20 protein-coding genes, 1 tRNA gene and 1 pseudogene are annotated in these 25475 nt (G+C 64.3%); 13 read left to right on the forward strand and 9 right to left on the reverse strand.

What is annotated here, in order from left to right:
* The coding region (locus ACHWUQ_RS10585; RefSeq protein WP_394681091.1) for a tetratricopeptide repeat protein at window positions 1-285 on the reverse strand (285 nt) is incomplete at its 3' end.
* Window positions 286-598: 313 nt separating this feature from the next.
* On the opposite strand from ACHWUQ_RS10585, the gene cysS reads away from it, so the two are divergent.
* The 6 genes from cysS (at window position 599) to ACHWUQ_RS10615 (ending at window position 6278) form a co-directional block, all read left to right on the forward strand.
* Entirely contained in the window at window positions 599-1984 is a 1386-nt protein-coding gene (gene cysS, locus ACHWUQ_RS10590; protein ID WP_312463301.1) for a cysteine--tRNA ligase, read from the forward strand.
* Window positions 1985-2041: 57 nt separating this feature from the next.
* On the forward strand, window positions 2042-2692 hold the full coding sequence (locus ACHWUQ_RS10595; protein WP_312463300.1) for a DNA-3-methyladenine glycosylase 2 family protein: 651 nt from the start codon (window positions 2042-2044) through the stop codon (window positions 2690-2692).
* 77 nt (window positions 2693-2769) lie between these two features.
* The gene (locus tag ACHWUQ_RS10600; protein WP_116925082.1) at window positions 2770-3744 is read left to right on the forward strand and encodes an acetyl-CoA carboxylase carboxyltransferase subunit alpha; all 975 of its coding nucleotides are present in this window, start codon (window positions 2770-2772) and stop codon (window positions 3742-3744) included.
* 86 nt (window positions 3745-3830) lie between these two features.
* The gene (gene tilS, locus ACHWUQ_RS10605; protein WP_394681092.1) at window positions 3831-4802 is read left to right on the forward strand and encodes a tRNA lysidine(34) synthetase TilS; all 972 of its coding nucleotides are present in this window, start codon (window positions 3831-3833) and stop codon (window positions 4800-4802) included.
* Window positions 4803-4879: 77 nt separating this feature from the next.
* Window positions 4880-6160: an aspartate kinase gene (locus ACHWUQ_RS10610; protein ID WP_239808701.1), complete on the forward strand. Its 1281-nt coding sequence runs from the start codon at window positions 4880-4882 to the stop codon at window positions 6158-6160.
* A gap of 25 nt (window positions 6161-6185) precedes the next feature.
* Window positions 6186-6278 (forward strand) — tRNA-Ser (locus ACHWUQ_RS10615).
* Window positions 6279-6810: 532 nt separating this feature from the next.
* Here ACHWUQ_RS10615 and ACHWUQ_RS10620 read toward each other — a convergent pair.
* A complete protein-coding gene (locus tag ACHWUQ_RS10620) occupies window positions 6811-7743 on the reverse strand; it encodes a pyridoxal-phosphate dependent enzyme (protein ID WP_394681093.1) in 933 nt (310 codons plus the stop codon).
* A gap of 304 nt (window positions 7744-8047) precedes the next feature.
* Window positions 8048-9613 (reverse strand): MFS transporter, encoded by a 1566-nt coding sequence (locus ACHWUQ_RS10625; RefSeq protein WP_394681122.1) that lies wholly within the window; start codon window positions 9611-9613, stop codon window positions 8048-8050.
* A 128-nt stretch (window positions 9614-9741) separates the two neighbouring features.
* On the opposite strand from ACHWUQ_RS10625, the gene ACHWUQ_RS10630 reads away from it, so the two are divergent.
* The gene (locus ACHWUQ_RS10630; protein ID WP_394681094.1) at window positions 9742-10686 is read left to right on the forward strand and encodes a LysR family transcriptional regulator; all 945 of its coding nucleotides are present in this window, start codon (window positions 9742-9744) and stop codon (window positions 10684-10686) included.
* A gap of 217 nt (window positions 10687-10903) precedes the next feature.
* On the opposite strand, the gene ACHWUQ_RS10635 is transcribed toward ACHWUQ_RS10630, so the two are convergent.
* The 4 genes from ACHWUQ_RS10635 to ACHWUQ_RS10650 form a co-directional block, all read right to left on the reverse strand.
* Window positions 10904-12880, reverse strand: coding sequence for a HEAT repeat domain-containing protein (locus ACHWUQ_RS10635; protein WP_394681095.1), 1977 nt, complete (start codon window positions 12878-12880; stop codon window positions 10904-10906).
* 293 nt (window positions 12881-13173) lie between these two features.
* A complete protein-coding gene (locus ACHWUQ_RS10640) occupies window positions 13174-14178 on the reverse strand; it encodes a Bug family tripartite tricarboxylate transporter substrate binding protein (RefSeq protein WP_394681096.1) in 1005 nt (334 codons plus the stop codon).
* 65 nt (window positions 14179-14243) lie between these two features.
* Window positions 14244-15449 carry a CaiB/BaiF CoA-transferase family protein gene (locus tag ACHWUQ_RS10645; RefSeq protein ID WP_312835893.1) on the reverse strand — a complete coding sequence of 402 codons (1206 nt, stop codon included), beginning with the start codon at window positions 15447-15449 and terminating at the stop codon, window positions 14244-14246.
* A gap of 57 nt (window positions 15450-15506) precedes the next feature.
* On the reverse strand, window positions 15507-16460 hold the full coding sequence (locus tag ACHWUQ_RS10650) for a hydroxymethylglutaryl-CoA lyase (RefSeq protein WP_312415543.1): 954 nt from the start codon (window positions 16458-16460) through the stop codon (window positions 15507-15509).
* Window positions 16461-16558: 98 nt separating this feature from the next.
* On the opposite strand from ACHWUQ_RS10650, the gene ACHWUQ_RS10655 reads away from it, so the two are divergent.
* Window positions 16559-17485 (forward strand): LysR family transcriptional regulator, encoded by a 927-nt coding sequence (locus tag ACHWUQ_RS10655; protein WP_312415548.1) that lies wholly within the window; start codon window positions 16559-16561, stop codon window positions 17483-17485.
* Window positions 17486-17558: 73 nt separating this feature from the next.
* Here the strand turns inward: ACHWUQ_RS10655 and ACHWUQ_RS10660 are convergent, their stop codons facing one another.
* Together ACHWUQ_RS10660 and ACHWUQ_RS10665 are read right to left on the reverse strand one after the other, a co-directional pair.
* Window positions 17559-19199: an ABC transporter ATP-binding protein gene (locus ACHWUQ_RS10660; protein WP_394681097.1), complete on the reverse strand. Its 1641-nt coding sequence runs from the start codon at window positions 19197-19199 to the stop codon at window positions 17559-17561.
* 44 nt (window positions 19200-19243) lie between these two features.
* Window positions 19244-19522 (reverse strand): annotated as a pseudogene (locus tag ACHWUQ_RS10665) (SDR family oxidoreductase); the annotation flags it as partial.
* Between the two features lie 29 nt (window positions 19523-19551).
* Here ACHWUQ_RS10665 and ACHWUQ_RS10670 point away from each other — a divergent pair.
* From ACHWUQ_RS10670 to ACHWUQ_RS10690, 5 genes are all read left to right on the forward strand, one after another.
* Window positions 19552-20196, forward strand: coding sequence for an NAD(P)/FAD-dependent oxidoreductase (locus ACHWUQ_RS10670; protein WP_394681123.1), 645 nt, complete (start codon window positions 19552-19554; stop codon window positions 20194-20196).
* A gap of 211 nt (window positions 20197-20407) precedes the next feature.
* On the forward strand, window positions 20408-20809 hold the full coding sequence (locus ACHWUQ_RS10675; RefSeq protein ID WP_312463188.1) for a BLUF domain-containing protein: 402 nt from the start codon (window positions 20408-20410) through the stop codon (window positions 20807-20809).
* Between the two features lie 635 nt (window positions 20810-21444).
* Window positions 21445-22266: a 2Fe-2S iron-sulfur cluster-binding protein gene (locus ACHWUQ_RS10680; RefSeq protein WP_394681098.1), complete on the forward strand. Its 822-nt coding sequence runs from the start codon at window positions 21445-21447 to the stop codon at window positions 22264-22266.
* Entirely contained in the window at window positions 22253-23245 is a 993-nt protein-coding gene (locus tag ACHWUQ_RS10685) for an FAD binding domain-containing protein (RefSeq protein ID WP_394681099.1), read from the forward strand. The genes ACHWUQ_RS10680 and ACHWUQ_RS10685 overlap by 14 nt, the downstream gene beginning before the upstream one ends.
* An 18-nt stretch (window positions 23246-23263) precedes the next feature.
* Entirely contained in the window at window positions 23264-25450 is a 2187-nt protein-coding gene (locus ACHWUQ_RS10690; protein ID WP_394681100.1) for a xanthine dehydrogenase family protein molybdopterin-binding subunit, read from the forward strand.
* Window positions 25451-25475: the final 25 nt, after the last annotated feature.

Consider the following 25475-nt stretch of genomic DNA (forward strand, 5'->3'; position numbering starts at 1 on the left):
GTAGAGCACGGCCAGGTTGTTGTAGGGCTCGGGCAGCTCGGGGTATTCCTGCACCAGCTTTTCGAAGGTGGCCGTGGCTTCATCGCGCTGGCCGGCATTCATCTGGGCCACGCCTTGCAAAAAGCGCCATTGCGGGTCACGCGGCGCTTGCTGGATCTTGGGCTCCAGTTGCTCCAGGGCCAATGCGGTCTGGCCGGACTGGATCAGCTTTTCCACGGCTGCGTAATCGTCCGCATAGGCGGCACCGCAGCTCAGTGCGAGCGCCAGCAAGGCAGCACGAGGCATCAGGGGGGAGAAAAGGCAACTGACTAACTTCATAGGGTTCGGGCACGCTGGGCGCGTGCAAGTGGCCTGCAGGCTTATACTGCAGCGCATTGTAGCTGAGGGGGCTGGCGCCCCGGAACGGCGGGCGGCCATGGTTTGCAGGGCATGGCGTCGGCATCAGCTACCATACATGGTTCGGCGGTTCCTGCCGGGCGGCTCTGCCCCAAGCAGGCTCTGCACAACCCGCACACCAGTCTCTTTGCAGAGGGTGGGTGCGGACCGGAGTGGGGCGCCAGGCGTCCTTCCCTCTCAACCACAACCACGCTAATTTTTCATGAGTTTGCGCATCTACAACACGCTTTCGCGTGCGCTGGAGTCATTTGTTCCGATCGAGCAGGGCCATGTCCGCATGTATGTATGCGGCATGACGGTCTATGACCTCTGTCATCTGGGACATGCGCGCTCGATGCTGGCGTTCGATGTGGTGCAGCGCTGGTTGCGTGTCAGCGGCCTCAAGGTGACCTATGTGCGCAATGTCACCGACATCGAGGACAAGATCATCCGCCGCGCTGTGGAGAATGGCGAGACCATCCGCAGCCTGACCGACCGCATGATCGAGGCCCTGCACCAGGACGCCGATGCACTGGGCATCGAGCGCCCCACCCATGAGCCCCGTGCGACCGAGTACGTGCCGCAGATGCTGTCCATCATCTCGCAGCTGGAGGAAAAAGGCCTGGCCTACCGCACCGAGGGCGGCGATGTGAACTACGCCGTGCGCAAGTTCCCGGGCTACGGCAAGCTGTCGGGCAAGTCGCTCGATGAGCTCAATGCCGGCGAGCGCGTGGCCGTGCAGGACGGCAAGGATGACCCGTTGGATTTTGTGCTGTGGAAGAGCGCCAAACCCACCGAGCCGGACGAGGCCAAATGGCAAAGCAGCTATGGCACGGGCCGGCCGGGCTGGCACATCGAGTGCTCGGCGATGAGCTGCGCGCTGTTGGGCGAGACTTTCGACATCCATGGCGGCGGCGCTGACCTGCAGTTCCCCCACCACGAAAACGAAATTGCGCAGAGCGAAGGCGCACACGGCCAGCCGCTGGCCAGGATGTGGATGCACAACGGCTTCATCAACGTCGACAACGAGAAGATGTCCAAGTCCCTGGGCAATTTCTTCACGATCCGCGATGTGCTCAAGCGCTATGACGCAGAAACCATCCGCTTCTTTGTGGTGCGCACCCACTACCGCAGCCCGCTCAATTACAGCGATGTGCACCTGGACGATGCCCGCAATGCCTTGAAGCGCCTCTACACCGCGCTGAGCCTGGTAGCGGCAGAGCCGGTCGCCATCGACTGGAGCCACCCAAGCGCAGCGCGCTTCAAGGCGGCGATGGACGAGGACTTTGGCACGCCAGAGGCGGTGGCGGTGCTGTTTGAGCTGGCTGCCGAAGTCAACCGCAGCAAATCGCCTGCGGTGGCAGGCCTGCTCAAGGCACTGGCAGCTACCTTGGGTTTGCTGCAGGCCGACCCTGCCGCCTACCTGCAAGCGGGTGCTAGCGTGGATGCCGCTTATGTGGAGGCGCAGATTGCACTGCGAGCTGCAGCCAAGGCGGCCAAGAACTATGCGGAATCCGACCGCATCCGCGCCGAGCTGCTGGCCCAAGGGGTGGAGCTCAAGGACTCCGCCCAAGGCACGACCTGGACGGTCGTGCAGGCAGGGGCCTGATGCGCGCTGTGGGTAGTCTGACTTTGTCCCTGGCGTTGACGCGGTCCGTCTAGCCCTATGCCTGGTATCAGCAACAAACCGCTGTCAGCGGAAGACTGGGCTGCCGCCTGCAAACACCTGGCCCGCAAGGACCGGGTGATGCGCCGGCTCGCGCCGCTGTATGCCGGTGAGATGCTGCGCCGCGAGGCGGACGGCTTTGCGCTGCTGATGCGCTCGGTGGTCTGGCAGCAACTCTCGGACAATTCGGCGCGCCAACTGTGGAAGCGGCTGGTGGCAGCGCTGGGCGCAGCCACGCCCAAGGCCATGCTGGCGCTGACGGACGAGGCCGCCAAGGCCATCCGCCTGCCGCAGCGCAAGCTGGGCTATCTGCGCGATCTCGCCCAGTGGTTTGTGCAGGAGCCCAAGGATGCGCTGTCCTGGGTGCATGTCGACGATGATGCCGTCATCGAGCAGCTGCTGGCGCAGCGCGGCATCGCACGCTGGGGCGCGGAGATGTTTCTGCTGTTCCATCTGGGGCGGCCCAATGTGCTGGCCATCGACGACGCAGCGCTGCTGCAGGGCATCAGCGACCATTATTTTTCGGGCGAGGCCGTCAGCCGCAGCGATGCGCGCGAGGTGGCCCAGGCCTGGCAACCCTGGGCCAGTGTGGCGGCCTGGCTGATCTGGCGATCCCAGAATGCCATGCCACTGGGGCAGGATGCAGATTGATCTGGTTTGGCCGCATGCGGTTACACTGTCGGTCGTTATGAGAAGGCTGCCTGCGGCTTTTCTCGAGGAGAATCATTTTGGCGAAAAGAACATTCCTGGATTTCGAGCAACCGATTGCGGAGCTGGAAACCAAAATTGATGAACTGCGCTATGTGCAAAGCGAAAGCGCAGTCGATATCTCTGAAGAGATCGATCAGCTCAGCAAGAAAAGCCAGCAGCTGACCAAGGACATCTACAGCGAGCTCTCTCCCTGGCAGATCACCAAGATCGCACGCCATCCCGAGCGTCCCTACACCCTGGACTATGTGAACGAGATCTTCACCGATTTCGTTGAAATGCATGGTGACCGCCACTTTGCCGACGACCTGTCCATCGTGGGCGGCCTGGCACGCTTCAATGGCAACCCCTGCATGGTGGTGGGCCACCAAAAAGGCCGCGACACCAAGGAGCGCACCCTGCGCAACTTCGGCATGAGCAAGCCCGAAGGCTACCGCAAGGCGCTGCGCCTGATGAAGACCGCCGAGAAGTTCAAGCTGCCGGTGTTCACCTTTGTCGACACGCCCGGCGCCTACCCCGGCATTGATGCCGAAGAGCGCGGCCAGTCTGAAGCCATTGGCCGCAACATCTATGAAATGGCGCAGCTGGAAGTGCCGATCATCTCCACCATCATCGGTGAAGGCGGCTCCGGCGGCGCGCTGGGTATCTCGGTGGCCGACCAGGTGCTGATGCTGCAGTACTCGGTGTACTCGACGATCAGCCCCGAAGGCTGCGCCTCCATCCTGTGGAAGACCAGCGACAAGGCCCAGGAAGCGGCCGATGCGATGGGCATCACCGCGCACCGCCTCAAGGCCTTGGGTCTGATCGACAAGATCATCCACGAGCCTGTGGGTGGTGCCCACCGTGACCACAAGCAAATGGCGGCACTGCTCAAGCGCGGCCTGAGCGATGCCTTCCGCCAGCTGGCTGACCTTAAGCCCGCCGAGCTGCTGGACCGCCGCTATGAGCGCCTGCAAAGCTATGGCCGTTTCTCGGACACCAAGGCAGAACATTGATGCCCGCTGCCGGCCGCTGCTGATGCTGCGCCGCTGCTGCTGCCAAGCCTCCCGTTGCGGAGGCTTTTTGCTGTGGAGTGTGCGCCATGGCTGAGCCCGCCATTGTTGCTGCGCTGAACGGCTGGCAGCCCGCGCTGCCATTGGCGGTAGCCTACAGCGGCGGGGCGGATTCCACGGCGTTGCTCTGGGCCTGCCTGCAGCGCTTTCCCGGCCAGGTGCATGCCATCCACATCAACCACGGGCTGCAGGCGGCGGCGGCTGTGTTTGAGGCCCATTGCCGTGCCCAATGCACTGCCTGGGCAGTGCCTTTGCAGGTGGCGGCGGTGAACGCGCATGCGCAACCTGGCCAAAGCCCGGAGGATGCGGCACGCATTGCGCGCTACCGGGCGCTGACCGAGGCCGTGCTGGCTGCCGCTGATGCAGGGCAGGGCGCCATCCAGACCATTGCGCTGGCCCAGCATGCCGATGACCAGGTCGAGACCGTGGTGCTGGCACTGTCGCGCGGCGCCGGGGTGGCCGGGCTGGCAGGCATGCGCCCGCAGTGGCAGCGCGCAGGCCTGCAGTGGGCGCGGCCCTATCTGGCGCTGGGCAGTGCGCAGATCCGCGCTGATCTGGCGGCGCTGGGCATTGCCTGGGTGGAAGACCCCAGCAACTCCGACACGCGCTACACACGCAACCGCATCCGCCTGCAGGTCATGCCCGCTCTGGCGCAGGCCTTTCCACAGATCGCGCAGACGGTGGCGCGCAGCAGCGCCCATGCGGCGCAGGCGGCCCAGTTGCTCGATGACCTGGCGCAGATCGACCTGCAGGCCACGGGCTCGCCACCGCGCATTCGCGCGCTGCAGGCGCTGACCGAGGCCCGCATGGCCAATGTCTTGCGCTACTGGTTGCGCACAGCCCATGGCCAAACGCCCAGTGCCGCGCAGTTGGCGCAACTGCTGCTGCAGCTGCGGCGCTGCACCACGCGGGGCCACCAAATCCATATAAAAGTGGGCCATGGGTATATACAGCGCCACAGAGATGTCATCGATTGGTACAATCCGCCAGTTTTGGTCTGACTAATGTACGATTCCGACGGCGTGCCAAAACACTTTGCATCAACGCCGAGCTTCGTGTTTCGTCATCGTGATATTCAATGGCACTGATCGTTCATAAGTACGGCGGCACGTCGATGGGCTCTTCCGAGCGCATCCGCAATGTCGCCAAACGCGTCGCCAAGTGGGCAAGGGCTGGCCACCAGATGGTGGTGGTGCCCAGCGCCATGAGTGGCGAAACCAACCGTCTGTTGGGTCTGGCCAGTGAGCTGGCACCCAGCCGCGCAGACAAGTCCTATTACCGTGAGCTGGACATGCTGGCCGCCACTGGCGAGCAGGCTTCGTCGGCCCTGCTGGCCATTGCGCTGCAGGCCGAGGGCGTTCCTTCGGTCAGCTACACCGGCTGGCAGGTGCCGGTGCGCACCGACGACAGCTACACCAAGGCGCGTATTGAATCGATCGATGACCAGCGCGTGCGGGCCGATCTGGACGCCGGCCGCGTAGTGATCGTCACCGGTTTCCAGGGCATTGACCCGAACGGCAACATCACGACCCTGGGCCGTGGCGGCTCGGACACCTCGGCCGTCGCCGTGGCTGCCGCCCTCAAGGCCGCCGAGTGCCTGATCTATACCGACGTTGATGGTGTCTACACCACCGACCCGCGTGTGGTGTCGGCCGCACAGCGCCTCAAGACCGTGAGCTTCGAGGAAATGCTGGAGATGGCGAGCCTGGGCTCCAAGGTGCTGCAGATCCGCTCGGTGGAATTTGCCGGCAAGTACAAAGTGCCAATGCGTGTGCTGTCGAGCTTCACGCCCTGGGATATTGCATTGGATGAAGAGGCCAAATCGGGCACTCTGATCACATTTGAGGAAGACGAAAAGATGGAAAAGGCCGTCGTATCCGGTATCGCTTTCAACCGCAGCGAAGCCAAAATCTCTGTCCGTGGCGTGCCTGACACCCCCGGCATCGCCTACCAGATCCTGGGTCCGGTGGCAGACGCCAACATCGATGTGGACGTGATCCTGCAAAACATCGGCAAGGACGGCAAGACCGACTTCAGCTTCACCGTGAACCAGGGCGACTTCAACCGCACCGTTGAGCTGCTGCGCGACGAAGTGGTGCCCAAGCTCGGCGCTGACGAAGTCATCGGCAACCCCAACATCTGCAAGGTGAGCATCGTCGGCATCGGCATGCGCAGCCACGTGGGCGTCGCATCGACGATGTTCCGCGCGCTGGCCGAAGAGGGCATCAACATCCAGATGATTTCCACCTCCGAAATCAAGACCTCGGTCGTGATCGATGAGAAGTACCTGGAACTGGCCGTTCGCGCGCTGCACACCGCTTTTGGTCTGGATTCTGCAGAAGTTTCCAAATCGGCCTGATTTTTCAGGTTAGAATAGCTGTATTGGAAACGTGACCGAGTGGCCGAAGGTGCTCCCCTGCTAAGGGAGTATGGGGTGTAGAGCCTCATCGAGGGTTCGAATCCCTCCGTTTCCGCCAAGTACCAAACCCCTGAGTGTTCGCACTCAGGGGTTTTTGGTTTTCGGGGCATTCCATTCCTCCATCCGCCAATGCGGGCTTTTTCCCTGATCGCGGGGGTAGAAATCCCGCTATCGACCTCTCGGCAGCCAGATGCATCCAGGATTGGCCCAGCGACCCCATCGTATGCATGCCCTGCGCCATGGCTTACAGGCTTTTGGAAAGGCAGCATGCCAAGGCTCGCAACGACATGGAGGCTGTGCAAGCACCGGTGCTGAAGGCGGGGGGCGCCTGCGCTAGACGCTGTCCCGGGGCTTTTGCTGAGGGGCGATGGCGCCCGCAAGGTGTGGGTGTTGCGATTTGCCTTCAACGGCAGATGCAGCAGGAGAGTTCACCGGGCAGTGACCGGATAGCGCAGCGCGGCACCAAAAGAGTAAGGCTGCACAGCAGCTGGCGGCCCGTGCGCCCAACAGCCTCTGCGCATCTCTGGCGATGCGGGAGCCCGCGACCTCCACCAGTGCGCGGGTGGATGGCGCCGCCGCTGCGGTCTCTGTCAGGCGGCAGCACCCAGCTGCTGCCGCCATACGCGCAACTGTTCGACAGTCGCCGTAGCGCCACCACAAACGATGACCAACGGCGCTTTCAACCCGTCGAGAGCGGGAGGCTGGGCACTGTAGAGCGGGGCGAGCGAAGCGCCACATGCTGGCTCCACGAGAACGCGATGGTCGAAAAGGAAGCGTTCGCAGGCGTCGAGTGCTTCCAGGTCAGTGACGACGTGCGTGCGAATGTCATGCGTGCGGGTCAGGTTGAAAGCGTTCTCGCACACCTGCTTTGCGCCGAGCGACGTGGCGATGCTGGTGATGGCAGGCAGCTCGATGCGGGCACCATGCTGGACAGACTGCGACAGCGAATCAGCACCTGCCGTCTCGATCGCTACCACGGGCATCTTGCTCAGCCCATTGCGGTCCAGGCCTGCCACGACACCGGAGAGCAAGCCGCCGCCGCCCACGGACAGCACAACGCAGTCGAACTCGACCCCGGCGCGCACCGCCTCATCGACCATTGTCGCGTGGCCTTGCCACATGGTCTCGTTGTCGAACGGATGCACGAATGCGGTGTCGTCATCGAGTTGCGCCAGCGCGAGCGCATTGGCTTCCTGCCAGGAGGCGCCATGCACGACAACTGCGGCACCTTCCTGTTCAATCAGTTGCTTGGCGCGTGCGGTCGTGGTTTCCGGCACGTAGACCGTCACCGGGATGCCAAGCTGACGACCGCAATAGGCGACCGCAATTCCGGCATTGCCGCCGGACGAGGAGATGAATCGCTTCTTGCCCTGGCGCACATGGGCTTCGCAAAGGGCACCTACACCGCGAAGCTTGAAAGAGCCCGAGGGTTGCAACGCGTCCAACTTCAGCCAGACGTCTTTGGCGCTCAGCAGGCTGAGCGGTTGCGATCGGACAAGAGGGGTTTCAATGTGGAGTGGCATGGCAGATCTTGGGCCCGATGGGCGCGGTTCGTTGGCGGGGATTTGGCGTGCTGACAATGGCGGCATACGCAGGCTTGCCAAGGCGAAGCTGCTGAGGATCAGCAGCATGCCCGCCCAGACGGGTGGTGCGGACTCGCGAAGCAGCAAGGCGCCCGTGAGCGCCCTGAAAACCAGGAGCCAGTGTATGCGCTGCCGGGTGCTCCCTGAATAGCCGGCGGTAGCTTGCGCGATACCGGCAAGCGGCTTGGGCGGACGCGCCCCGGCATTTGTACGTCCCTCATCGATGCCTTGGGTGATGGGGCGGTCACCGCCTGGGCTTGCCGCCGAAAAATATCACAACGCTTCCCAGCGCCAGCAGCCATACCGCAATCGCTGCATACAGCATCAAGCCGCTGAAGCCATGGGCCAGTGCCTCGCGGGCAATGCCGGTCAGAGACGGCGTGGACGTGCCGGCGTCGGCGCTCGCCTGCAGCGCGTGCAAGTTCCCGGACGCAACCCCATTGGCCATCTTGCGCAGTGACTCGGCATCCACAGCGCCAGGCAATGCAGCCTGCAGGTGCTGCTGCACGCCATGGACCAGCAAAAAGCCCATCAACGAGATGTTGATCGACAGCGTGATCATGCGCGCACTCATGTCAATGCCGGAGGCCATGCCGGCGCGGTTGTGGGCGACCGAGCCCGTGGTGGTGTTGGTGACCGGGGTGTTGGTAAGCCCCAGCCCGGCACCAGCCATCAGGCAGCCTGGCAGCACGTACAGCCAGTGGAGATGGACAAGCTGGCTGCCTATCAGCATCAGCACGAAACCCAGGCCGATGACAAACAACCCCAGCGGAATCGCAATATGCGGGCCATAGCGCATCGCGATGCGCTCGCCAACCACTGGAAACACCAGCGTTGGAAGCGTGTAGGCCAGCAGGGAAACACTGGCAGCCGCGACATCCTGGCCCAGTGCGCTTTGAAAATAAATCGGCAGGTAGATGATAAATGCCCAAAAGCTGAAGTTCATGCCCATGGAGCCCATCAGTGCACCCGAGAAATGGCGCACCCGAAAGACGGAGAAGTCGAACATCGGATGCGGGGCATGCAACTCCACCCACACAAACGCAGCAAAACTCAGCAGGCCAACGGTGATGGCGGCCAGCGCGGGCACGCTGGTAAAACCGGTGTATGCGCCCTGCGTCACAAAGAAAGCCAGACCGAACACCGCGAGAGACAGCGTCACAATGCCCGCGATATCCAGCGTGCCGGCGTCCGGATCATGGGATTCCTGCACGGCCATCGCGGCCGGAATCAGTGTGAATGCAGCCAGGAATACATGTACCCAGAACACCCAGCGCCAGTCCGCCAGGGCGACGATAAGGCCGCCTATCAGCGGGCCAAAACCCAGACCGATACCCAAAATGATGCCCCAGATGCTGAATGCGCGGCTGCGCTCGGCGCCTTGGGGAAACTGGTGAGAGAGGACGGACACCAGGCAGATCAGCATGGCGCCGCCGCTGGCTCCCTGGAAGGCGCGGCTGGCAATCAATAGCGGCGTGTTCCATGCCATGCCGCACAACAGCGATGCGACTGCGAACAGCACGGTAGAGATCAGAAAGACCCTCTTGCGGCCAAAACGATCGGCCAACGATCCGGTCGCCATGAGCACCGAGACGCATGCAATGGTGTAGGCATTCATGATCCACTGAATGTCCTTGAAGCCGCTGTGGAGCAAGGACTCCAGCGTTGGCAAGATCACCGGCACGCTGGAGATCTCGAGGCTGAACATCAGCGCCGCCAGACAGACAGAAAGCAGCGCGAGGCGATTGCGGCGGGCCATGGTCAGAGGCAGGCGGCCTGTGGTTGACCCATGGGTATCTCTCAAGGACATGGTTAAACCCTCCAAAAACAGGAAAGCGGCGTTCTGGTGCAGAACACTCCATGCGAGTTTGCGGGAATATAATTCCCGGATTAGCGCAATAAATTCCCGTTTATGACGCCTTTTGGGAACCAATAAAGATGGCAGTACAGGACCCTCTCGACGGTGTATCCACATTTGTGCATGTGGTGGACGCCGGTGGCTTCACCTCGGCTGCTGCGCGTATGGGTGTGACGCGTTCGGCGGTCGGCAAGGCCGTGGCCAAGCTGGAGGCGCGCCTGGGAACACGGCTTTTGCAGCGCAACACGCGCAGGCAGACCCTCACCGAGGAAGGGCAGATCTATTACGAGCGCTGTATTCGCGCCCTGAAGGAGCTGGAGGCGGCCGAGTCGGATCTGGACAGCGGACGAATGCAGCCCAGCGGCCGCCTGCGGGTGAGTGTGCCCGAAGGCTTCGGTCAGTTGTGCGTGACACCCATCCTGCTGAATCTGACGCGGTTGTATCCGCAATTGAGCATGGATCTGTCTTTCAGTGACCGGGCCGTCGATCTGATCGAAGAGGGCTTTGATCTGGCCATACGCATAGGCCCGCTGCATGACAGTGGCACGTTGTCTGCGCGCCTGCTGGGCACGCAGCACATCAGCATCGGTGCGTCTCCGGCCTATTTGGCCCGCCATGGAACACCCCGGAATCTGGAGGCGCTCGATGGCCACACCGTCCTGGGTTATTCGAGATCGGGTGTGCTTGCGCCGTGGAATGCCCTGCCAGCCACCGGGGGCAGCGCGCCAGCAAGCCATCGCCCGCAACTGCGCTCTCAAATCAGCATGGACGATATCCAGGCCCTGGCTGCTGCTGCCGTCGCCGGCTATGGCATTGCCTGGGTACCTTGCTGGCTGCTGAGCAGCTATGTCCAACGTGGTGAGCTGGTACACATCCTGCCCGCATACCGGGTCCGTTCCTATGAGATCCATGCTATCTGGCCCCAGACGCGGCAATTGCGTTGCAAGCTCCGCGTGGCCATCGATGCGCTGGTGGCGGAGATCCCTGCATTGCTGAATGCAGATGGGGTGCAGAAATCACCATGAACGGCGTCACGTTCTGCACTGCTCCAGCCTGCGCGTCTCCAGCGGGCGGACTGTGTATGCCTCCATCCGCATCGGCACTGCAGATCGAGAGAATGCCTGCGGGATCGGGATGTACCGGGTGCGCCGCAATGGGGGCAGGAGGTGCCTGCCAGCCCCGCTCACCCCATCCGGCGATCCGCTGACAAAGGCACTGCGCCGCCACCGCCGGACCTGCGTGCTAGCGTTGCTTGCACCGCTGCCGGGCATGGGCCAACAGGAATGCGCGCGCGCCCGGCACATCCTGCCCGTCGAGCGCGCCACCGTCTACCGCTCCACTGGCCAGCCAGGCATGCAATGCAGCCTGCGCCACCGCCAGATCAAGCTCTGTCAGCAGCAGCTTGACCAGCGGCGCCCCTGCTGCAGGGTCTGCGATCTGGCCCAGCGCCATCGCTGCACCCTGGCGGCGGCGCGTATGGGGGCTGCTGAGTTGGTCGACCAGTGCAGGCACAGCCGCTCGATCGCCCAGGCGGCCCAAGGCCTCCAATACCGCCTCGGTGGCGGTATCGGTTTGCAGCGCCCGTATCAGATCGGGGATCGCTTCGCGGGTGGCTGCTTGCGCCAGCGCTTCGGTGATCAGCCGTGCATCGGCAGGCGACGCCGCCAGCGGCAATGCAGCAGCCAGCGCTGCATGGGTCTCGGCGCTGGGCGTGGCCGACAGCGACAGCGTGGCCGCGTCCCGCAAGGGGTTGCGGCGGACCATGAGCGGTGCCAACAAGCTGGCGCCTTGCGGGTCGCGGAACTCGGCAAGCGCCGCACTGTAGCGGTACCGCAAGCCGTCGCCGGCCTCCTGGGCTGCGCCGATCAGCGCAGGCAACACCTCAGCACCTTGCGCAGCCAGCGCTGCGCAGACGTTATGGACATACTCGTTGCGGATGCCGGGCAGCAGGCCCAAGAGCAGGGCCTGCACCTGGGGCCCGCGAAGATTCTTGCAGGCGTATGCGACGGCGCTGGCGTTCCAGTGATGGGGATCGTCTTCCAACGCCCGCCCGAAGCCTTCGAAACCCTCCCCACAGCCCATGGAGGCCAGCGCCTCGGCCACGCGCACGGCGTCGCCGCTGGAGAGCTGGGGCAGCAGGGCGCGCAGATGCTCTGCCGCGTCCTCGGGCGCCGTGCGCGCCAGTTGCAGCGCAGCGGCACGGCGCACCTGCAACGACGCCGACTGCAACCCGGCGCGGGGCCACTGCTGCTCGCCGGGCCCTTCCAACTGCGCCAAAACTTCGGCCCATTCGCTGGCATCGCGCGGTGTCCTGGCCTGCTCCAGCAGGGCCATCAGTTCGGGCACGGCTTCTTGCGCCTTCAGCAGGCCCAGCGCCGGGCCGGCAACCGCCACCCCGGCACGCAGCAGCGGCGCGATCGCACGCGCGTCGCCCAACTCGCCAAGCACCTTGACCAGTTCCATCCGCAGCTGCAGCGGCATCCCCCGGCGCGGGTGTTCCAACGTCTCGATCAAGGGGGCCACCGCTGCCGCGTCGCCCAGGCGCCCTAGTGCGCTGATGCAGGTCCGGCGGACTCTCGCGTCCGCGTCGCCGAGTCCTTCGATCAGCAGTTCGAGGTTGGAGCGCGTGGATTTCTGGACCACCGTGCTGCACAGCGTGTTGATCACCTCGTCGAAGTCCTTCTTTTTGTCGGCCTCTTCGCGCCGTAGCGTGCGGATGGCCTCCAGCAGCTCGGCAATCCAGTGCTCGTCGGCATGGCTGTGGATGGATGTCGCGGCATACGCGCGCACCGCCGCGCTGCGGTGGCCCAAGGCCTTGAACAAGGGCGCACGCGCCTGCGGCGAGGAGATACGGCCCAGGAACATGCAACCCGAGCAGGCTTCGTCAACGCTCTTGGATTTGGCCATGCGCAGGTACAGGGGCAACGCATCATTCGAGGGGCGGGCCAACAAGGCCTGCTTGGCCGCGTCCGCCACCTTGGCGTCTTCGTCCAGCGTGGCTTTGAGCAAAAGCGCGGGCGCACGATCCGCCAATGCGTGCAGCGCACTTCGGGCCAGCGGCAGCCGATTTTCCGGCGCGGACCGTAGGAAGGTCGTGGTGGCCTCGAAGGCCACTGCGGGGTCTGCATGAGACAGCGCTTCCAGCGCCAGGAACACATCGACGTTTTTCGTCGAGCTCTGCAACTGGTCTGCCAGTGCCTGGCTGAGATTGTCGTTCATAAGTACTAGAAGGCTCGGCAGGATTGCCGGGGAGCTACCTGCCCAAGAAACGGTCCCCGCATGGCAACCGCCCCGAGGCCGCCAGGGAACAAGTCGCCCACCCATACATCGTCCGCTTGCAGGGCAGTGGGCCAGTGTAGCGTGCTAACACACTCGGCGGGAATGACGCTGTCGCAGAGCGGGGAAGTGGCGGCATGCGTGCTCAGCCGTGCTGCCCGGTTGCGATGCCGCAGCTCCCGCCATTCAGCGTCCGGTGTCGGAGTTCATTGGAGGAGCTTGACCCATCTGCGGGCTCAATCCATTTTGACTTGCGCGGCTTTCACCGCCGCCTGCATGCGCTGCTTTTCGCTCGCCATAAAACGGGCTGCCACTTCCGGCGGGGTGAGCTGGATCTCGTAGCCTTGGGCGATGAGCGCTTCGCGGGCTTCTGGGGAGGCAATGCCTTGCACAAAGCCTTGGTAGAGGCGGTCCATTTCGGCCTTGGGTACACCCGCTGGGGCAATGGCGGCGATCCAGCCATCCAGCTCGTACTGCGGCAGGCCTTGTTCGGCAATGGTCGGCACATCGGGCAGGCTGGCGCTGCGTTTGGCGCTGGTGATGCCGATGGCGCGCAGGTTCCCGGCCTTGATGTGGGCCATGGCGGGTGCAACCGCCACCACGCCCAGCTGCACCTGGCCGCTGAGCAAGTCATTCATCAGCTGGCCCATGCCTTTGTAGGGGATGTGGGGCACATCGATCTGGGCCTGCTCGACAAACATGGCGGCGCCCAAATGGAGGATGGTGCCATTGCCCGATGAGCCGTAATTGAGCGTGCCGGGATGGGCTTTGGCGTGGGCAATCAGCTCCTGCACGGTACGTGCGGGCACCTTGGGGTTGGCGACCAGCACAAAGGGCGTGGTGCCGATGATGGTGATGGGCGCGATGTCCTTGATCGAATCAAAAGGAATGTTTTTGTACAGGCTGGGGTTGACGACATGGTTGTTGCTGACGATGCCGATGGTGTCCCCATCTTTGGGCGCCCGCACAATCTGCGCCGTGCCGGTGATGCCGCCTGCGCCGGGCAGGTTCTCAATCACCAGGGGCTGGCCCAGGGCTTTGCTGATGGGCGTGCTGATGGCGCGGATGGCGCCATCGGCCCCCGAGCCCGCCGATAGCGGCAAGATGACGCGCAGCGCTTTGTCGTGCCCTGCAGCCTTGGTTTGCGCCAGCGCGGGCAACGCGCCACTGGTGAGGCCGGCGAGGCTGGCCAGGGCCATCGCCAGTGCGGTGCGGCGGTTGAATGGGCGGGTGGGGTGCATGTTTGTCTCCTGATTGCGGCTTTGCGCCTGTCTGTAAAGGATGGTTTGCTCTTATATTGGTAGCGTTATGCCGCTGCCTGGGTAGCCTGCATGGCGCTGATCTGCGCGGCGTCGTAACCCAGGCTGGCCAGCAACTCGGCGGTGTGCTCGCCCAGGCGCGGCGGGTTTTGGCGTACGGCCAGGCGCTCGCCCGCCATGCGCAGCGGCAGCAAGGTGGTCTGTGCGGTTTGGCCGGCGCGTTCGCCGTCGGTCAGCGTTACCTCGGCCAAGCCGCCGGTGGCCAGCAGGTGCGGGTCATCCAGCAGTTGTTCTGGCTTGCTGATGGGGGCGTAGGGCAGGGCGTTGTCTTCAAAGATTTTGGCGACCTGTTCGACATCCATGCGGGCCAGGCGCGCGCGCAGATCGGCGAGCAGGGCCGGGCGCGCGCGTACGCGTTCGTTGTTGGTGGTGTAGTGCGGGTTGGCCAGCAGATCGGCCCAGCCAAAGGCCTGGCACATGGTGCGCCACTGGGCATCGCTCACGGCCGCCAAAAAGATCTGCTCGCCGTCCTGGACGGTGAACACGTCGTACACCGACCAGGCCGAGATGCGGTTGGGCATGGGATCGGCCGCCTCGCCCGTCACGGCGTACTGCATCATGTGCTGGCCGACGAGAAAGACGTTGTTCTCGAACAGCGCCGAGTCAATCTCTTGCCCCTTGCCGGTTTGTGCGCGCTGCATCAGCGCTGCCATGGCGCCGATTGCGCCAAACATGCCGCCCATGATGTCGTTCACGCTGGTGCCCGCGCGCAGCGGGTCGCCGGGGCGGCCTGTCATATAGGCCAGGCCCCCCATCATCTGCACGACCTCGTCCAGCGCCGTGCGGTGCTCATAGGGCCCGGGCAAAAAGCCGGTATGGTTCACATAGATCAGGCGCTCGTTGAGCTTGGACAGCGCGGCATAGTCCAGGCCGTACTTGGTCATCACGCCGGGCTTGAAGTTTTGCGCCACCACATCGGCCGTGCTGGCCAGGCGAATGGCGGCTTCCAGTCCCTGGGGCTGGCGCAGGTCCAGCGCAATGCTTTTCTTGTTGCGATTGAACATGGGGAAGAAGCCGGCACCCGCACCCAGCAAGTGGCGCGTGCGGTCGCCCTCGACAGGTTCAACCTTGATGACTTCGGCGCCCAGGTCGGCCAGCACCATGCCGCAGGTGGGGCCCATGACCATGTGGGTGAATTCGACCACGCGGATACCGGCGAGGGGGAGCGATGGGGTGGGAGAGGGGTTACTCATATTTGGATAGCTACTAGTGCGCATGGTGTGGCACCAGCGGCTGATTGGGTTTAAGAATCAAGTGCAAAGGGCGGCACAAGCCTGGGGTGCTGCAATCACACCGGCTTGCCACAGGCTGCCGTGCAGTTTCTCGTTGGGCAGCCAGGCGTGCATGCGCTGGCGCAACTGCAAAAGGGCGGGAACATCCAGACCTGTATCAACGCCCATGCGCTGCAGCATATAGGCCAGGTCTTCGGTGGTGACATTGCCGCTGGCACCCGGTGCATGCGGGCAGCCGCCAATGCCGCCCAGGCAGGCGTCAAAGTGGGTGATGCCGGTTTGCCAGGCCGCATAGGCGTTGGCCAGACCCATGCCGCGGGTGTCGTGAAAATGGGCGGTGCGCAGCCGGCCGTCCACCAGGCGCCGGGCTTTTTCAAACAAGCGGCGCACACTGTCGGGGTCTGCATAGCCCACGGTATCGGCCAGGCTCACATGGTCGGCGCCGGCGTCCAGCAAGGCCTGCATCAGGCGCAGCACCTCGCTTTCGGCCACATCGCCTTGCAGGGTGCAGCCAAAGGCCGTGCCCACGCCGCCCTCAATTTGGGTGTGGCTCCCCGCTGCGTCGCGCACTGCGCGGATGCGGGCGACTTCCGCCACGACTTCGTCAGGGGTTTTGCGCAGGTTGGCCAGGCTGTGCGCGTGGCTGGCCGACAGCGGCACGACCATGGACTGCGCGCCCGCTGCCAAGGCGCGCTCGGCGCCTTTGAGGTTGGGCACCAGCACGGAGGCGAGCAAGCCCGGTTTGCTGCAGGCATGGGCGAGCACGGCTTCGGTATCGGCCAGCTGGGGCAGCAGGTGCGCGGGCACCATCGATCCCACCTCCATCTCGCGCATGCCGGCGTCGTAGGCGGCGTCAATCCAGGCGCATTTGTCGGCGGTGCTGACGATGCTGGCCAGGCTTTGCAGGCCATCGCGCAGGCCAACTTCGCGGATGCTGGCGCGCTGTGTCGCAAGGGTTGAGGTGGCGGTCATCGTGTCTCCAGGCTTTTGTCGTTGGTTCTGATTTTAGATTTTCCAAAGTATCAGCAATAATCGAATACGGAACCAGTTTCGTTCCAAAAAGGAAAATCATGTATGACCTGAGTCTGCTGAACCTGCGGCTGTTTGTGCAGGTCTGTGAGCAGCGCAGCATTGCCCGTGTGGCGCAGGCCGAGGCGCTGGTGGCATCGGCCATCAGCAAGCGGCTGGCGCAGCTTGAGCACCAGATGGGCGCGCCCTTGTTCATCCGCGAACGGCGCGGCCTGCGCCCCACGGCGGCCGGTGAGACTTTGCTGGAACATGCGCGCACCATGCTGGCCGCCGCCAACCACATGCAGCAGGAGATGGCGGCCTATAGCAAGGGCGTACAGGGGCAGGTACGGGTGCTGGTCACGGCGTCGGTGATGGCCGAATCCTTGGCTGACCATGTCGCGAGTTTTTTGCAGCAACCCGCGCACGCCAGTATCCGTGTGACTTTGGAGGAGTGCGTGAGCCCGGATGTGGTGCGCGGCGTGCGCGAAGGGCGCGCGGCCATGGGGATTTGCTGGGACGCGGCCGATTTGAGCGGCCTGCAGACCCAGCCCTATGGCAGCGACCACCTGGCCATTGCGGCCCATAAAAGCCACCCCATCGCACGCATGGCGCAAAGCGCAGCAGTGCACTTCTCCGACGTACTGGACTACGAACATGTCAGCATGCCGGCGTTGAGCGCAGTGCAAATCTTGCTCACCCGCGCTGCCGCGCAAGAAGGAAAGGCGCTGCGCCACCGCGTGCACGTCTCCAACTTCGATGCCGCGCTGCGCGTGGTCCAGGCCAACCTGGCGATCAGCGTGGTGCCGCGCGAAGTGGCACTGAGCTTTGCCGCCAACACGGATGTTCGAGTGATTCCACTGGCGGACAGCTGGGCGCAGCGGCAGTTTGCGATCAGCTACCGGGATGCGGCCTTGCTGTCGTCGGCAGCCAAGGCGTTGTTGAGCCATTTGGCGGCGCAGTCGCCGCAGGCGTTGCACACGCCATGAATAATCCTTTTGCGGCGCAGCAGGGGCATGGTTTTCGCGGCCAAGCAGGCAGGCGGCCAGGGGAACAAGGACCTCAGGCGACCTCGGCCATCTTCGTCTGGACGGCTGCTTCGGGATGCCAGTGCCGGCCCGGCACTGCCGCCAGTAAGGCCTGCGTATAGGGATGGGACGGCTTGCCGAAGACGTGGGCGCTCTCACCCTGTTCCACGATCTGGCCGGACTTCATCACTGCGATGCGGTCGCAGACCTGTGCAGCAACGCGTAAATCGTGGGTGATAAAGAGAATGGACAGATGCAACTGGTCCTGCAGCCGTGCCAGCAGCTCCAGAACCTGTGCCTGCACAGATACATCGAGTGCAGAGACAGGTTCATCGGCCACCAGAATCTTGGGATCCATCGCCAGTGCGCGTGCCAGGCCGACGCGCTGGCGCTGCCCGCCGGAGAACTCATGGGGATAACGCTCCAGCGCATCCGGCGCCAAGCCGACCAGATCGAACAATTCGCGCGCATGCCGCCATGCACCATCATGCGTCTTGCCGTGGGCGATGGGCCCTTGGGTGACGATGTCACCCACGCGGCGGCGCGGGTTCAGCGATGCATACGGATCCTGAAACACCATCTGCACCAGTGACGCGTGGTGCCGGCGTCCGGAGGGCGTGCGCAGGTCCACCGCTTCGCCGAACACCTTCATCTCACCGGCTTCGGGCATCAGCAGGCCCAGCACATTGCGCGCCAATGTGGATTTGCCCGATCCACTTTCACCCACGATGCCCAGCGTGCTGCCGGCGGCCAGTTCGATCGAGACGTCGCTCACCGCATGCGTGATGCGCGCATTGCGCTTGAACCAGCGCTTCTTGCCATAGGTCTTGGATAAATGGCTGACCGACAACGCCACCGGCCGTCCTTCGGCACGCACGCGCAGCGCTGGCTCCAGCGGCGGCACGGCCGCAATCAAGGCACGCGTATAGCGGTCCTGTGGATAGTTGAGCACTTGCTCGGCCGGGCCGCTTTCTACCAGCTTGCCTTTCTGGATCACTGCCACGCGGTCGGCAATGTCGGCCACCACGCCGAAGTCGTGGGTAATGAACAGCACGGCGGTGCCCTTGCGGCGTTGCAGCTCATGGATCAGCTTCAGGATCTGCGCCTGCGTGGTCACATCCAGCGCCGTGGTGGGCTCATCGGCGATCAGAAGTTGGGGCTCCAATGCCAACGCCATGGCAATCATGGCGCGCTGGCGCTGGCCGCCGGACAGCTCGTGCGGATACGCCTTTGCGGCAGCAGCCGGGTTCGGAATATGCACCGACTCCAGCAACGCCACCGTGCGCGTCTCGATCTCCTTGCGGCGGAGTGGGGTGTGGGTGCGGAACAACTCGGCAATCTGGTCGCCAATGGTTCGCAGCGGATTGAGCGCCGTCATCGGCTCCTGGAAGATCGTACCCACTTCCTTGCCGCGCAGCTGGCGCAGGCGCTCGGGGCTCGCGCAGCGCAGGTCTTCACCATTCCAGGCGATGCGGCCGCCGGTGACAGACACACCCTCGGGCAGCAGGCCCAGCACGGCCGCTGCCGTCAGCGATTTTCCCGACCCGCTTTCACCGACCACGCACAGCACTTCGCCGGGATGTATGTCCAGGTTGACGCCGGAGAGCGCATGGGCGCGGTCAGCACCGGGCGGCAGCGCGATGGTGAGGTTCTGGAGGGAAAGCAGGGCAGTCATAAATCAATCTTGGCGATCTTGGTGTGGACCGGTCAAATGCGGCTTCAGAGGCGTTGGCCACCGGTGGCATCGATGTTCTGGCCGGTCACCCAGCGGCCCGCGTTGCTGGCCAGAAAGGTGACGATGTCGGCGATGTCATCGGGCTGGCCGACGCGGCCCAATGCAACCGTCTGGGCAATGACCTTGGCGGTTTCCGGATCGCGGGCGCGCTGGTTGAGGTCGGTTGCCGTCGCGCCGGGCAGCACGGCATTCACCGTGATGTTGCGCTCGCCGAGTTCCGCTGCCAGCAGCAAGGTCAGCGCTTCCAGCCCGCCCTTGGCCGGGGTCCCAGATCGCTGACAAGGAGCCGAGGCTGGCACAGCGGCCGCCTCTGGCCGCCTGGGCGCCCGACGATTTCGCAGTGGAGCCCGCGCTATTGGCATGCCAGTTGCGGGCCGGCGCTCTGGACTTGGGCGCATGCGTGCGCCACGGGACGGCAGATGCCGTTGAAGTGGCCGGCAACCGGGTCGCCGCGGTCATCGTGGACGGGCAGAAGCTGGTGGCAGACACCGTCGTGCTTGCCAACGGCTTTGGCGCGGGCGCACTGGCGTTGACCGCCGGCGTTGATCTTCCCATTGGCCAGTCGCCGGCCGTGCTGCTTCGGTGGGATATGCAGGCCCATGGCCTTCGTCACCTCGTCTGCGCTGACGAGGTGGAGCTTCGGCCCGCGCTGGCCGGTGGACTGGTGTCGGCCGCGGACTATCCGCGCGCGGGTGAAGCCGGCTTGCCCGCACTTGCCGCCCGCACGGGCCGCCAGGTCGCACAGCTGTTGGGGCTCGCGAAGGCACCACCTCTGCGGTCCGTAGGCGCTGCCCAGCGCCCGATGACGTCCGACGGGCGGCCGCTGTGCGGCTATGTGGAGGGGATCGACGGGCTGTTTGCATTGGTCGCGCATCCTGGCGTGATCCTGGCACCGTTCTGGGGCCGCCGCTGCGCGCAATCCGTTCTGATGGCATGAGGCGGACAGTGGCCGTCGGCCGAACCAGGCCGGTGGCACGCGGCCTAGGGCGTCTCGTAGCTGCTGCACTGCTGAACCCCCGCACGACTGCTGTCTGCCGGCCCGGATTTTGTGGGCAGTCATTGCGCTACTTCACCAAATAAGCTGCAAAAAAGCAAAGGTCTATTGAATAAGGGTTTACAGTGGGTCAATATTCTTGAAAGGCGCCACCATGTCGACACTGTTGGGTTACTTCCTCTATTCAAGTCGGCTGGCTCCCGATTGCGATCCCACCGAAGTGGGCGCCATTGTGAAGGTGGCGCGGGAATTCAATGCGCTGCACGGCATCACCGGCATCCTGGTGTTCGATGGTGAGCGATTCACCCAGTACATCGAAGGGCCCGGTAGCGAAATCGATGCACTCGTACGCAATCTTGTCCGGGACCGCCGGCATACGGACTTTCTGCAACTGAATGCAGGCAGCGCACTGGAAGAGCGCCGCTATGCGACATGGTCGATGGGTTACAGCGATGTCAGCCTGGAAGAGCTGGACATCGACCTGATGGCCACCATTGATGGGGATGCGGCGCTGGACCTGTTTACGACCGCCGTCGCGGAATTGGACCGTTTGTAACCCGTTGACAGCAGCAGCGATGGCACCCTCGGTGCTGCTGTCCCGGTGCCTCCTGATCCCCCCGATCAGCGATCCGCTCAGCTTTCATCCCACCATGGCGCAGCCGCCATACATTGCGCCGTCACCGCCTGGTTGGTGGTGACAACAGCGCAGGCAGGCCCTCTGCCGCCGTGCTGCCATGTCCACTGGATGCGCATCCGGGGGCGGGCGCGGCGCCTGCAGCGCCCTAGCCCAGCACAGTCTTGCCGCCAGCGCTGAAGGGGCCGGCCAGATGCGGCCGGGTGTGAATCCCGGCATGCTTGCGCTTAGGCTCCGGCCGCCTCGCCCATCCTCGTTCGTGTCACCCGCAGTTTGTACGACCAGCCCTTCGGACAAACGGGGTTGCAGTCCCACCTGCGTTTTCCGCTACCGGCACTAGGATGTACTGGCGTGCGGTGCAACAGGTCCCGGGCCGGGCCACAGCACCGCGCAGCGCCAGGGGGGACATGCGGGAAAGCTGGAGAGCGCCGCTATGGCCTCCGCGACCCACTGCTCCGTTGCATGCCAAGCCCCATGCGTCGCCTCGAACGCCCTGGCCTGGTCAGCGCTGTCCCATTGCATGCGCCTTTTTCCGGCGCGCCACCAAGGAACCCACGATGACACATTCCGACGATGCTGATTTTCCGGCAAGGCTGAGCGCTGACGAGGCGGCCTTGCTCCAAGCAATGCCGCAACTCCAGGGCGTAGGCCAGGCACGGCGCAGCTTCATGATCCACTCGGCTGCCGGCAGTGTGGGCCTGTTTGCCGCTGATCTGCTGGCGCAGGAGGCGGCGCTGGCGCAGATGCCGCTGCCCCACGGTGCGGCGGTGGCGCCCACCAATGCGCAGAACGTGGTGAAGGTGGCTTTCCAGGTCAACGGCACAGCGCAGACGCTTGAGCTCGACTCGCGCGTGGTGTTGCTGGACGCGTTGCGTGAGCATCTGGCGTTGACGGGCTCCAAGAAGGGCTGCGACCAGGGGCAGTGCGGCGCCTGCACGGTACTGGTGGACGGCCAGCGCGTGCTGTCCTGCCTGATCCTGGCGGCGACGCTGGAAGGGCGCGAGGTGACCACCATCGAGGGCCTGGCCCAGGGCGAGCAGCTGCACCCGGTGCAAGCGGCTTTTATCAAGCACGACGGCTTTCAGTGTGGCTACTGTACCCCGGGGCAGATCTGTTCGGCCATCGGTATGCTCGACGAGGCCCAGCGCGGCCATGTCAGCCATGTCACGGGCGACGTGCGCAAAACTACCACTCGCCTGACGGACGAAGAAATCAAGGAACGCATGAGTGGCAACATCTGCCGCTGCGGTGCCTACCCGGGCATGGTTGCGGCCGTGCAGGATGTCCATTCAGGGCGGCAAGCGGCCCAGACCTGGGGCTACGCCACCCAGACGCAGATCGCGTCCGACCGCAAGGAGGATGGCCATGCGACCATTTGAATATCTCCGGGTGGCCGATGCCGCGTCCGCCGCCTCGGCCATCGGTGGCGTGCCAGGCGCCCAGTTTCTCGCTGGCGGCTCCAACCTTGTCGATCTGATGAAGGAGGATATCGAGCGGCCCACGCGCCTGGTCGACATCCGCCAACTGCCGCTGCGGCAGATCCAGCGCAGCCGCGCGGGAGTGTCGCTGGGCGCGTTGGCCACCAACACCGAGACCGCCAACCATCCCCTGGTGCGCGAGAACTATCCGCTGCTGACCCAGGCCATCGTCGCTGGCGCCTCGGGGCAGTTGCGCAACATGGCGACCAATGGCGGCAATTTGCTGCAGCGCACGCGCTGCAATTATTTCTATGACACCGCCTCGCCCTGCAACAAGCGCGAGCCCGGCACCGGCTGCGGTGCGCGCGAAGGGCTGAACAAGATCCATGCGGTGTTCGGCTGGAGCGATGCCTGCGTCGCCACCTACCCGGGCGACATGGCCAACGCGCTGTATGCCCTTGACGCCAGTGTGCGCGTGCGGGCTACGGACGGGTGCGAGCGCCTGGTTCCGATTGCCGATCTCCACCGTTTGCCCGGCGATACGCCGCAGCACGATACCAACCTGGCGCATGGCGACCTCATCGTGGCCATCGAGTTGCCCGTCGCGTCTGCGGAATTTGCCAGGCATTGCCACTATCTGAAAGTGCGCGACCGCAGCTCCTACGCCTTTGCGATGGTGTCCGTGGCAGCAGCGCTGCAACTGGAAGGGGGCACCATCCGCCAGGCGCGCGTGGTACTGGGCGGTGTTGCGCACAAGCCCTGGCGCAGTGCCGAGGCCGAGGCGGCCCTGGTGGGCCAGCGTGCCGACGAGGCAGTTTTTGCCAAGGCCGCCCAAGCGGCGCTGAGCGGTGCCAGGCCGCTGGCCCATAACGGCTACAAGGTGGAGCTGGGCCAACGTTCCGTGGTGCGGGCGCTGATGCGTGCCGCCCAATGGGTTTGACGGCGAAGGAGGATCACCATGGCACGTTATCTAGGTAAAGGAACCACCCGCGTGGACGGGGTGGCCAAGGTCACTGGCAAGGCCAAGTACACGGCCGAATTCCAGGTGCCGCATGCCGCCTATGGCTTTGTCGTGCTGAGCACGGTGGCCAAAGGGCGCATCACGGACATCGACACCCGCGAGGCCGAGCAGGCGGCCGGCGTGGTGCGCGTGTTCACCCATCTCAATGCCGGGCGGCTGGGCAAAGCGCCGGCTGCCGATGCAGAGCCGCAATGGACCTGGCCGCTGCAATCGGACCGGGTGTTTTTCAACGGCCAGCCGATAGCGTTGGTGGTCGCGGAAAGCTACGAGCAGGCGCGCCACGCGGCGCGTCTGGTCAAGGCCAGCTACCAGAGCGAGGCCCATACCACGGCGTTGGAGGCGGTGCTGGACAAGGCCAAGCCCTCGTCTGACAATACGCCCCCACGCGGTGACCCTGACAAAGCACTGCAAGCCGCGGCTGTCAAAGTGGACGCCGAGTACCACATCCCCATCAACCACCACAACCCGATCGAGCCGCATGCCGCGATCGCACTGTGGGAGGGCGACAAGCTCACGGTCTTTGACAAGACCCAGGAGGTCTATGGCGTGCAAAAGCACCTGGCCGAAGGCCTGGGCGTGCCGGCGGAGAACATCCGTGTGGTGTCGCCCTTTGTCGGCGGTGCCTTTGGCTCCTCGCTCAAGCCCAACTACTATCCCTCGCTGACGGCGATGGCCGCCCGCGAGCTCAAGCGTCCGGTCAAGCTGGTGCTGACGCGCGCGCAGATGTTCACCGCGCACGGCTACCGGCCGCAGACGATCCAGAAGGTCAGGCTGGGCGCAGATGCCCATGGCAAGCTGCAGGCGATGGTGCAGGAGGCTTTCCACAACACCTCGTCGTTCGAGACCTTCTCGGACAATACGACCGGATTTCTTAAGCAGGTTTATGCCTGCGAGAACCTGAACATGCCGCTGAAGGTGGCCGCCACGGACCTGGCCACTCCCACCTGGATGCGTGCACCCGGCGCAGTGAGCGGTATGTTTGCGCTGGAGAGCGCGATGGACGAGCTGGCCTATGCGCTGAAGATGGATCCGATGGAGCTGCGCCTGGTCAACTATGCCGAGGTGGATCCCGAGAGTGGCAAGCCTTTCTCCAGCAAGGCGCTGCGCGAGTGCTACCGGCTGGGGGCCGAGAAGTTCGGCTGGAAAAACCGCAAGCCTGAGCCGCGGTCGATGCGCGACGGCAAGCTGCTGGTGGGCTGGGGCATGGCATCGAGCGTGTGGGGAGCCATGCAGATGCCTGCAAGCGCCAAGATCACGTTCCGGCCGGATGGGACGGCGACCGTCTCGAGTGCCACCAGCGACATTGGTCCAGGCACCTACACCGTGATGACGATGATTGCGGCCGAGTTTCTGGGCCTGCAGCTGGACCAGGTGAGCTTTGAGCTGGGCGACACGCGCCAGCCGAAGGCGCCTGCGCAAGGCGGGTCCTGGACCACCTCCAGCGTCGGCTCGGCGGTGCGTGGCGCGGCCCTGGCCATCACCGCCAAGCTGCTGGCGCTGGCCCAGCGCGATGCCCACTCGCCATTGCAAGGCGCCAGTGCTGACGATGTGGAGATGCTCGATGGCCGCTTGCAGCGCAAGAGCGATACGGCGCGCGGAGTGGATATTGCCGGGCTCATGCGCAGCACCGGCACGGACGAGATCACCGAGGTCTACCAATCAACCCCATCGCCCGAGCGTGACAAATATGCCTCGCTCGCCCATGGCGCGCAGTTTGTCGAGGTCAAGGTAGACCCCGATCTGGGGACTGTCCAGGTCACCCGCGTGATCGAGATCACCGCCTGCGGCAAGATCCTCAATCCGCTGGCCTCGCACAGCCAGGAGATCGGGGGAGTGGTGTGGGGCATCGGGATGGCGCTCGAAGAGGGCACCGAGGTGGATCACCGCACCGGGCGTTTCATGAATGCCAATTTGCAGCACTACCATGTGCCGGTCAATGCGGACATCCATGCGATCGAGACCGTGTTTGTCGAGGAGGACGACACCATCGTCAATCCGCTGGGGGTCAAGGGCATGGGCGAGCTGGGCATGGTCGGCATTCCGGCGGCCATCGCCAATGCCGTCTACCATGCCACCGGCAAGCGCATCCGCAGTCTTCCGATCACCCCGGACAAGCTGCTGTAAGTGCAATGTGTAAGGCAGCGGGCCG

Source organism: uncultured Comamonas sp. (assembly GCF_964277875.1).
Classification (GTDB): Bacteria; Pseudomonadota; Gammaproteobacteria; order Burkholderiales; family Burkholderiaceae_C; genus Comamonas; species Comamonas sediminis.

What these genes read in the sequence shown, in the direction of transcription:
- cysS (WP_312463301.1), top strand. Translation starts at nt 599, where the DNA reads ATGAGTTTGCGCATCTACAACACGCTTTCGCGTGCGCTGGAGTCATTT.
- ACHWUQ_RS10660 (WP_394681097.1), bottom strand. Translation starts at nt 19,199, where the DNA reads ATGACTGCCCTGCTTTCCCTCCAGAACCTCACCATCGCGCTGCCGCCC.
- ACHWUQ_RS10690 (WP_394681100.1), top strand. Translation starts at nt 23,264, where the DNA reads ATGGCACGTTATCTAGGTAAAGGAACCACCCGCGTGGACGGGGTGGCC.
- ACHWUQ_RS10680 (WP_394681098.1), top strand. Translation starts at nt 21,445, where the DNA reads ATGACACATTCCGACGATGCTGATTTTCCGGCAAGGCTGAGCGCTGAC.
- ACHWUQ_RS10645 (WP_312835893.1), bottom strand. Translation starts at nt 15,449, where the DNA reads ATGAGTAACCCCTCTCCCACCCCATCGCTCCCCCTCGCCGGTATCCGC.
- ACHWUQ_RS10630 (WP_394681094.1), top strand. Translation starts at nt 9,742, where the DNA reads ATGGCAGTACAGGACCCTCTCGACGGTGTATCCACATTTGTGCATGTG.
- ACHWUQ_RS10685 (WP_394681099.1), top strand. Translation starts at nt 22,253, where the DNA reads ATGCGACCATTTGAATATCTCCGGGTGGCCGATGCCGCGTCCGCCGCC.
- ACHWUQ_RS10650 (WP_312415543.1), bottom strand. Translation starts at nt 16,460, where the DNA reads ATGACCGCCACCTCAACCCTTGCGACACAGCGCGCCAGCATCCGCGAA.
- ACHWUQ_RS10625 (WP_394681122.1), bottom strand. Translation starts at nt 9,613, where the DNA reads ATGTCCTTGAGAGATACCCATGGGTCAACCACAGGCCGCCTGCCTCTG.
- ACHWUQ_RS10620 (WP_394681093.1), bottom strand. Translation starts at nt 7,743, where the DNA reads ATGCCACTCCACATTGAAACCCCTCTTGTCCGATCGCAACCGCTCAGC.
- ACHWUQ_RS10640 (WP_394681096.1), bottom strand. Translation starts at nt 14,178, where the DNA reads ATGCACCCCACCCGCCCATTCAACCGCCGCACCGCACTGGCGATGGCC.
- ACHWUQ_RS10595 (WP_312463300.1), top strand. Translation starts at nt 2,042, where the DNA reads ATGCCTGGTATCAGCAACAAACCGCTGTCAGCGGAAGACTGGGCTGCC.
- ACHWUQ_RS10635 (WP_394681095.1), bottom strand. Translation starts at nt 12,880, where the DNA reads ATGAACGACAATCTCAGCCAGGCACTGGCAGACCAGTTGCAGAGCTCG.
- ACHWUQ_RS10610 (WP_239808701.1), top strand. Translation starts at nt 4,880, where the DNA reads ATGGCACTGATCGTTCATAAGTACGGCGGCACGTCGATGGGCTCTTCC.
- tilS (WP_394681092.1), top strand. Translation starts at nt 3,831, where the DNA reads ATGGCTGAGCCCGCCATTGTTGCTGCGCTGAACGGCTGGCAGCCCGCG.
- ACHWUQ_RS10675 (WP_312463188.1), top strand. Translation starts at nt 20,408, where the DNA reads ATGTCGACACTGTTGGGTTACTTCCTCTATTCAAGTCGGCTGGCTCCC.
- ACHWUQ_RS10655 (WP_312415548.1), top strand. Translation starts at nt 16,559, where the DNA reads ATGTATGACCTGAGTCTGCTGAACCTGCGGCTGTTTGTGCAGGTCTGT.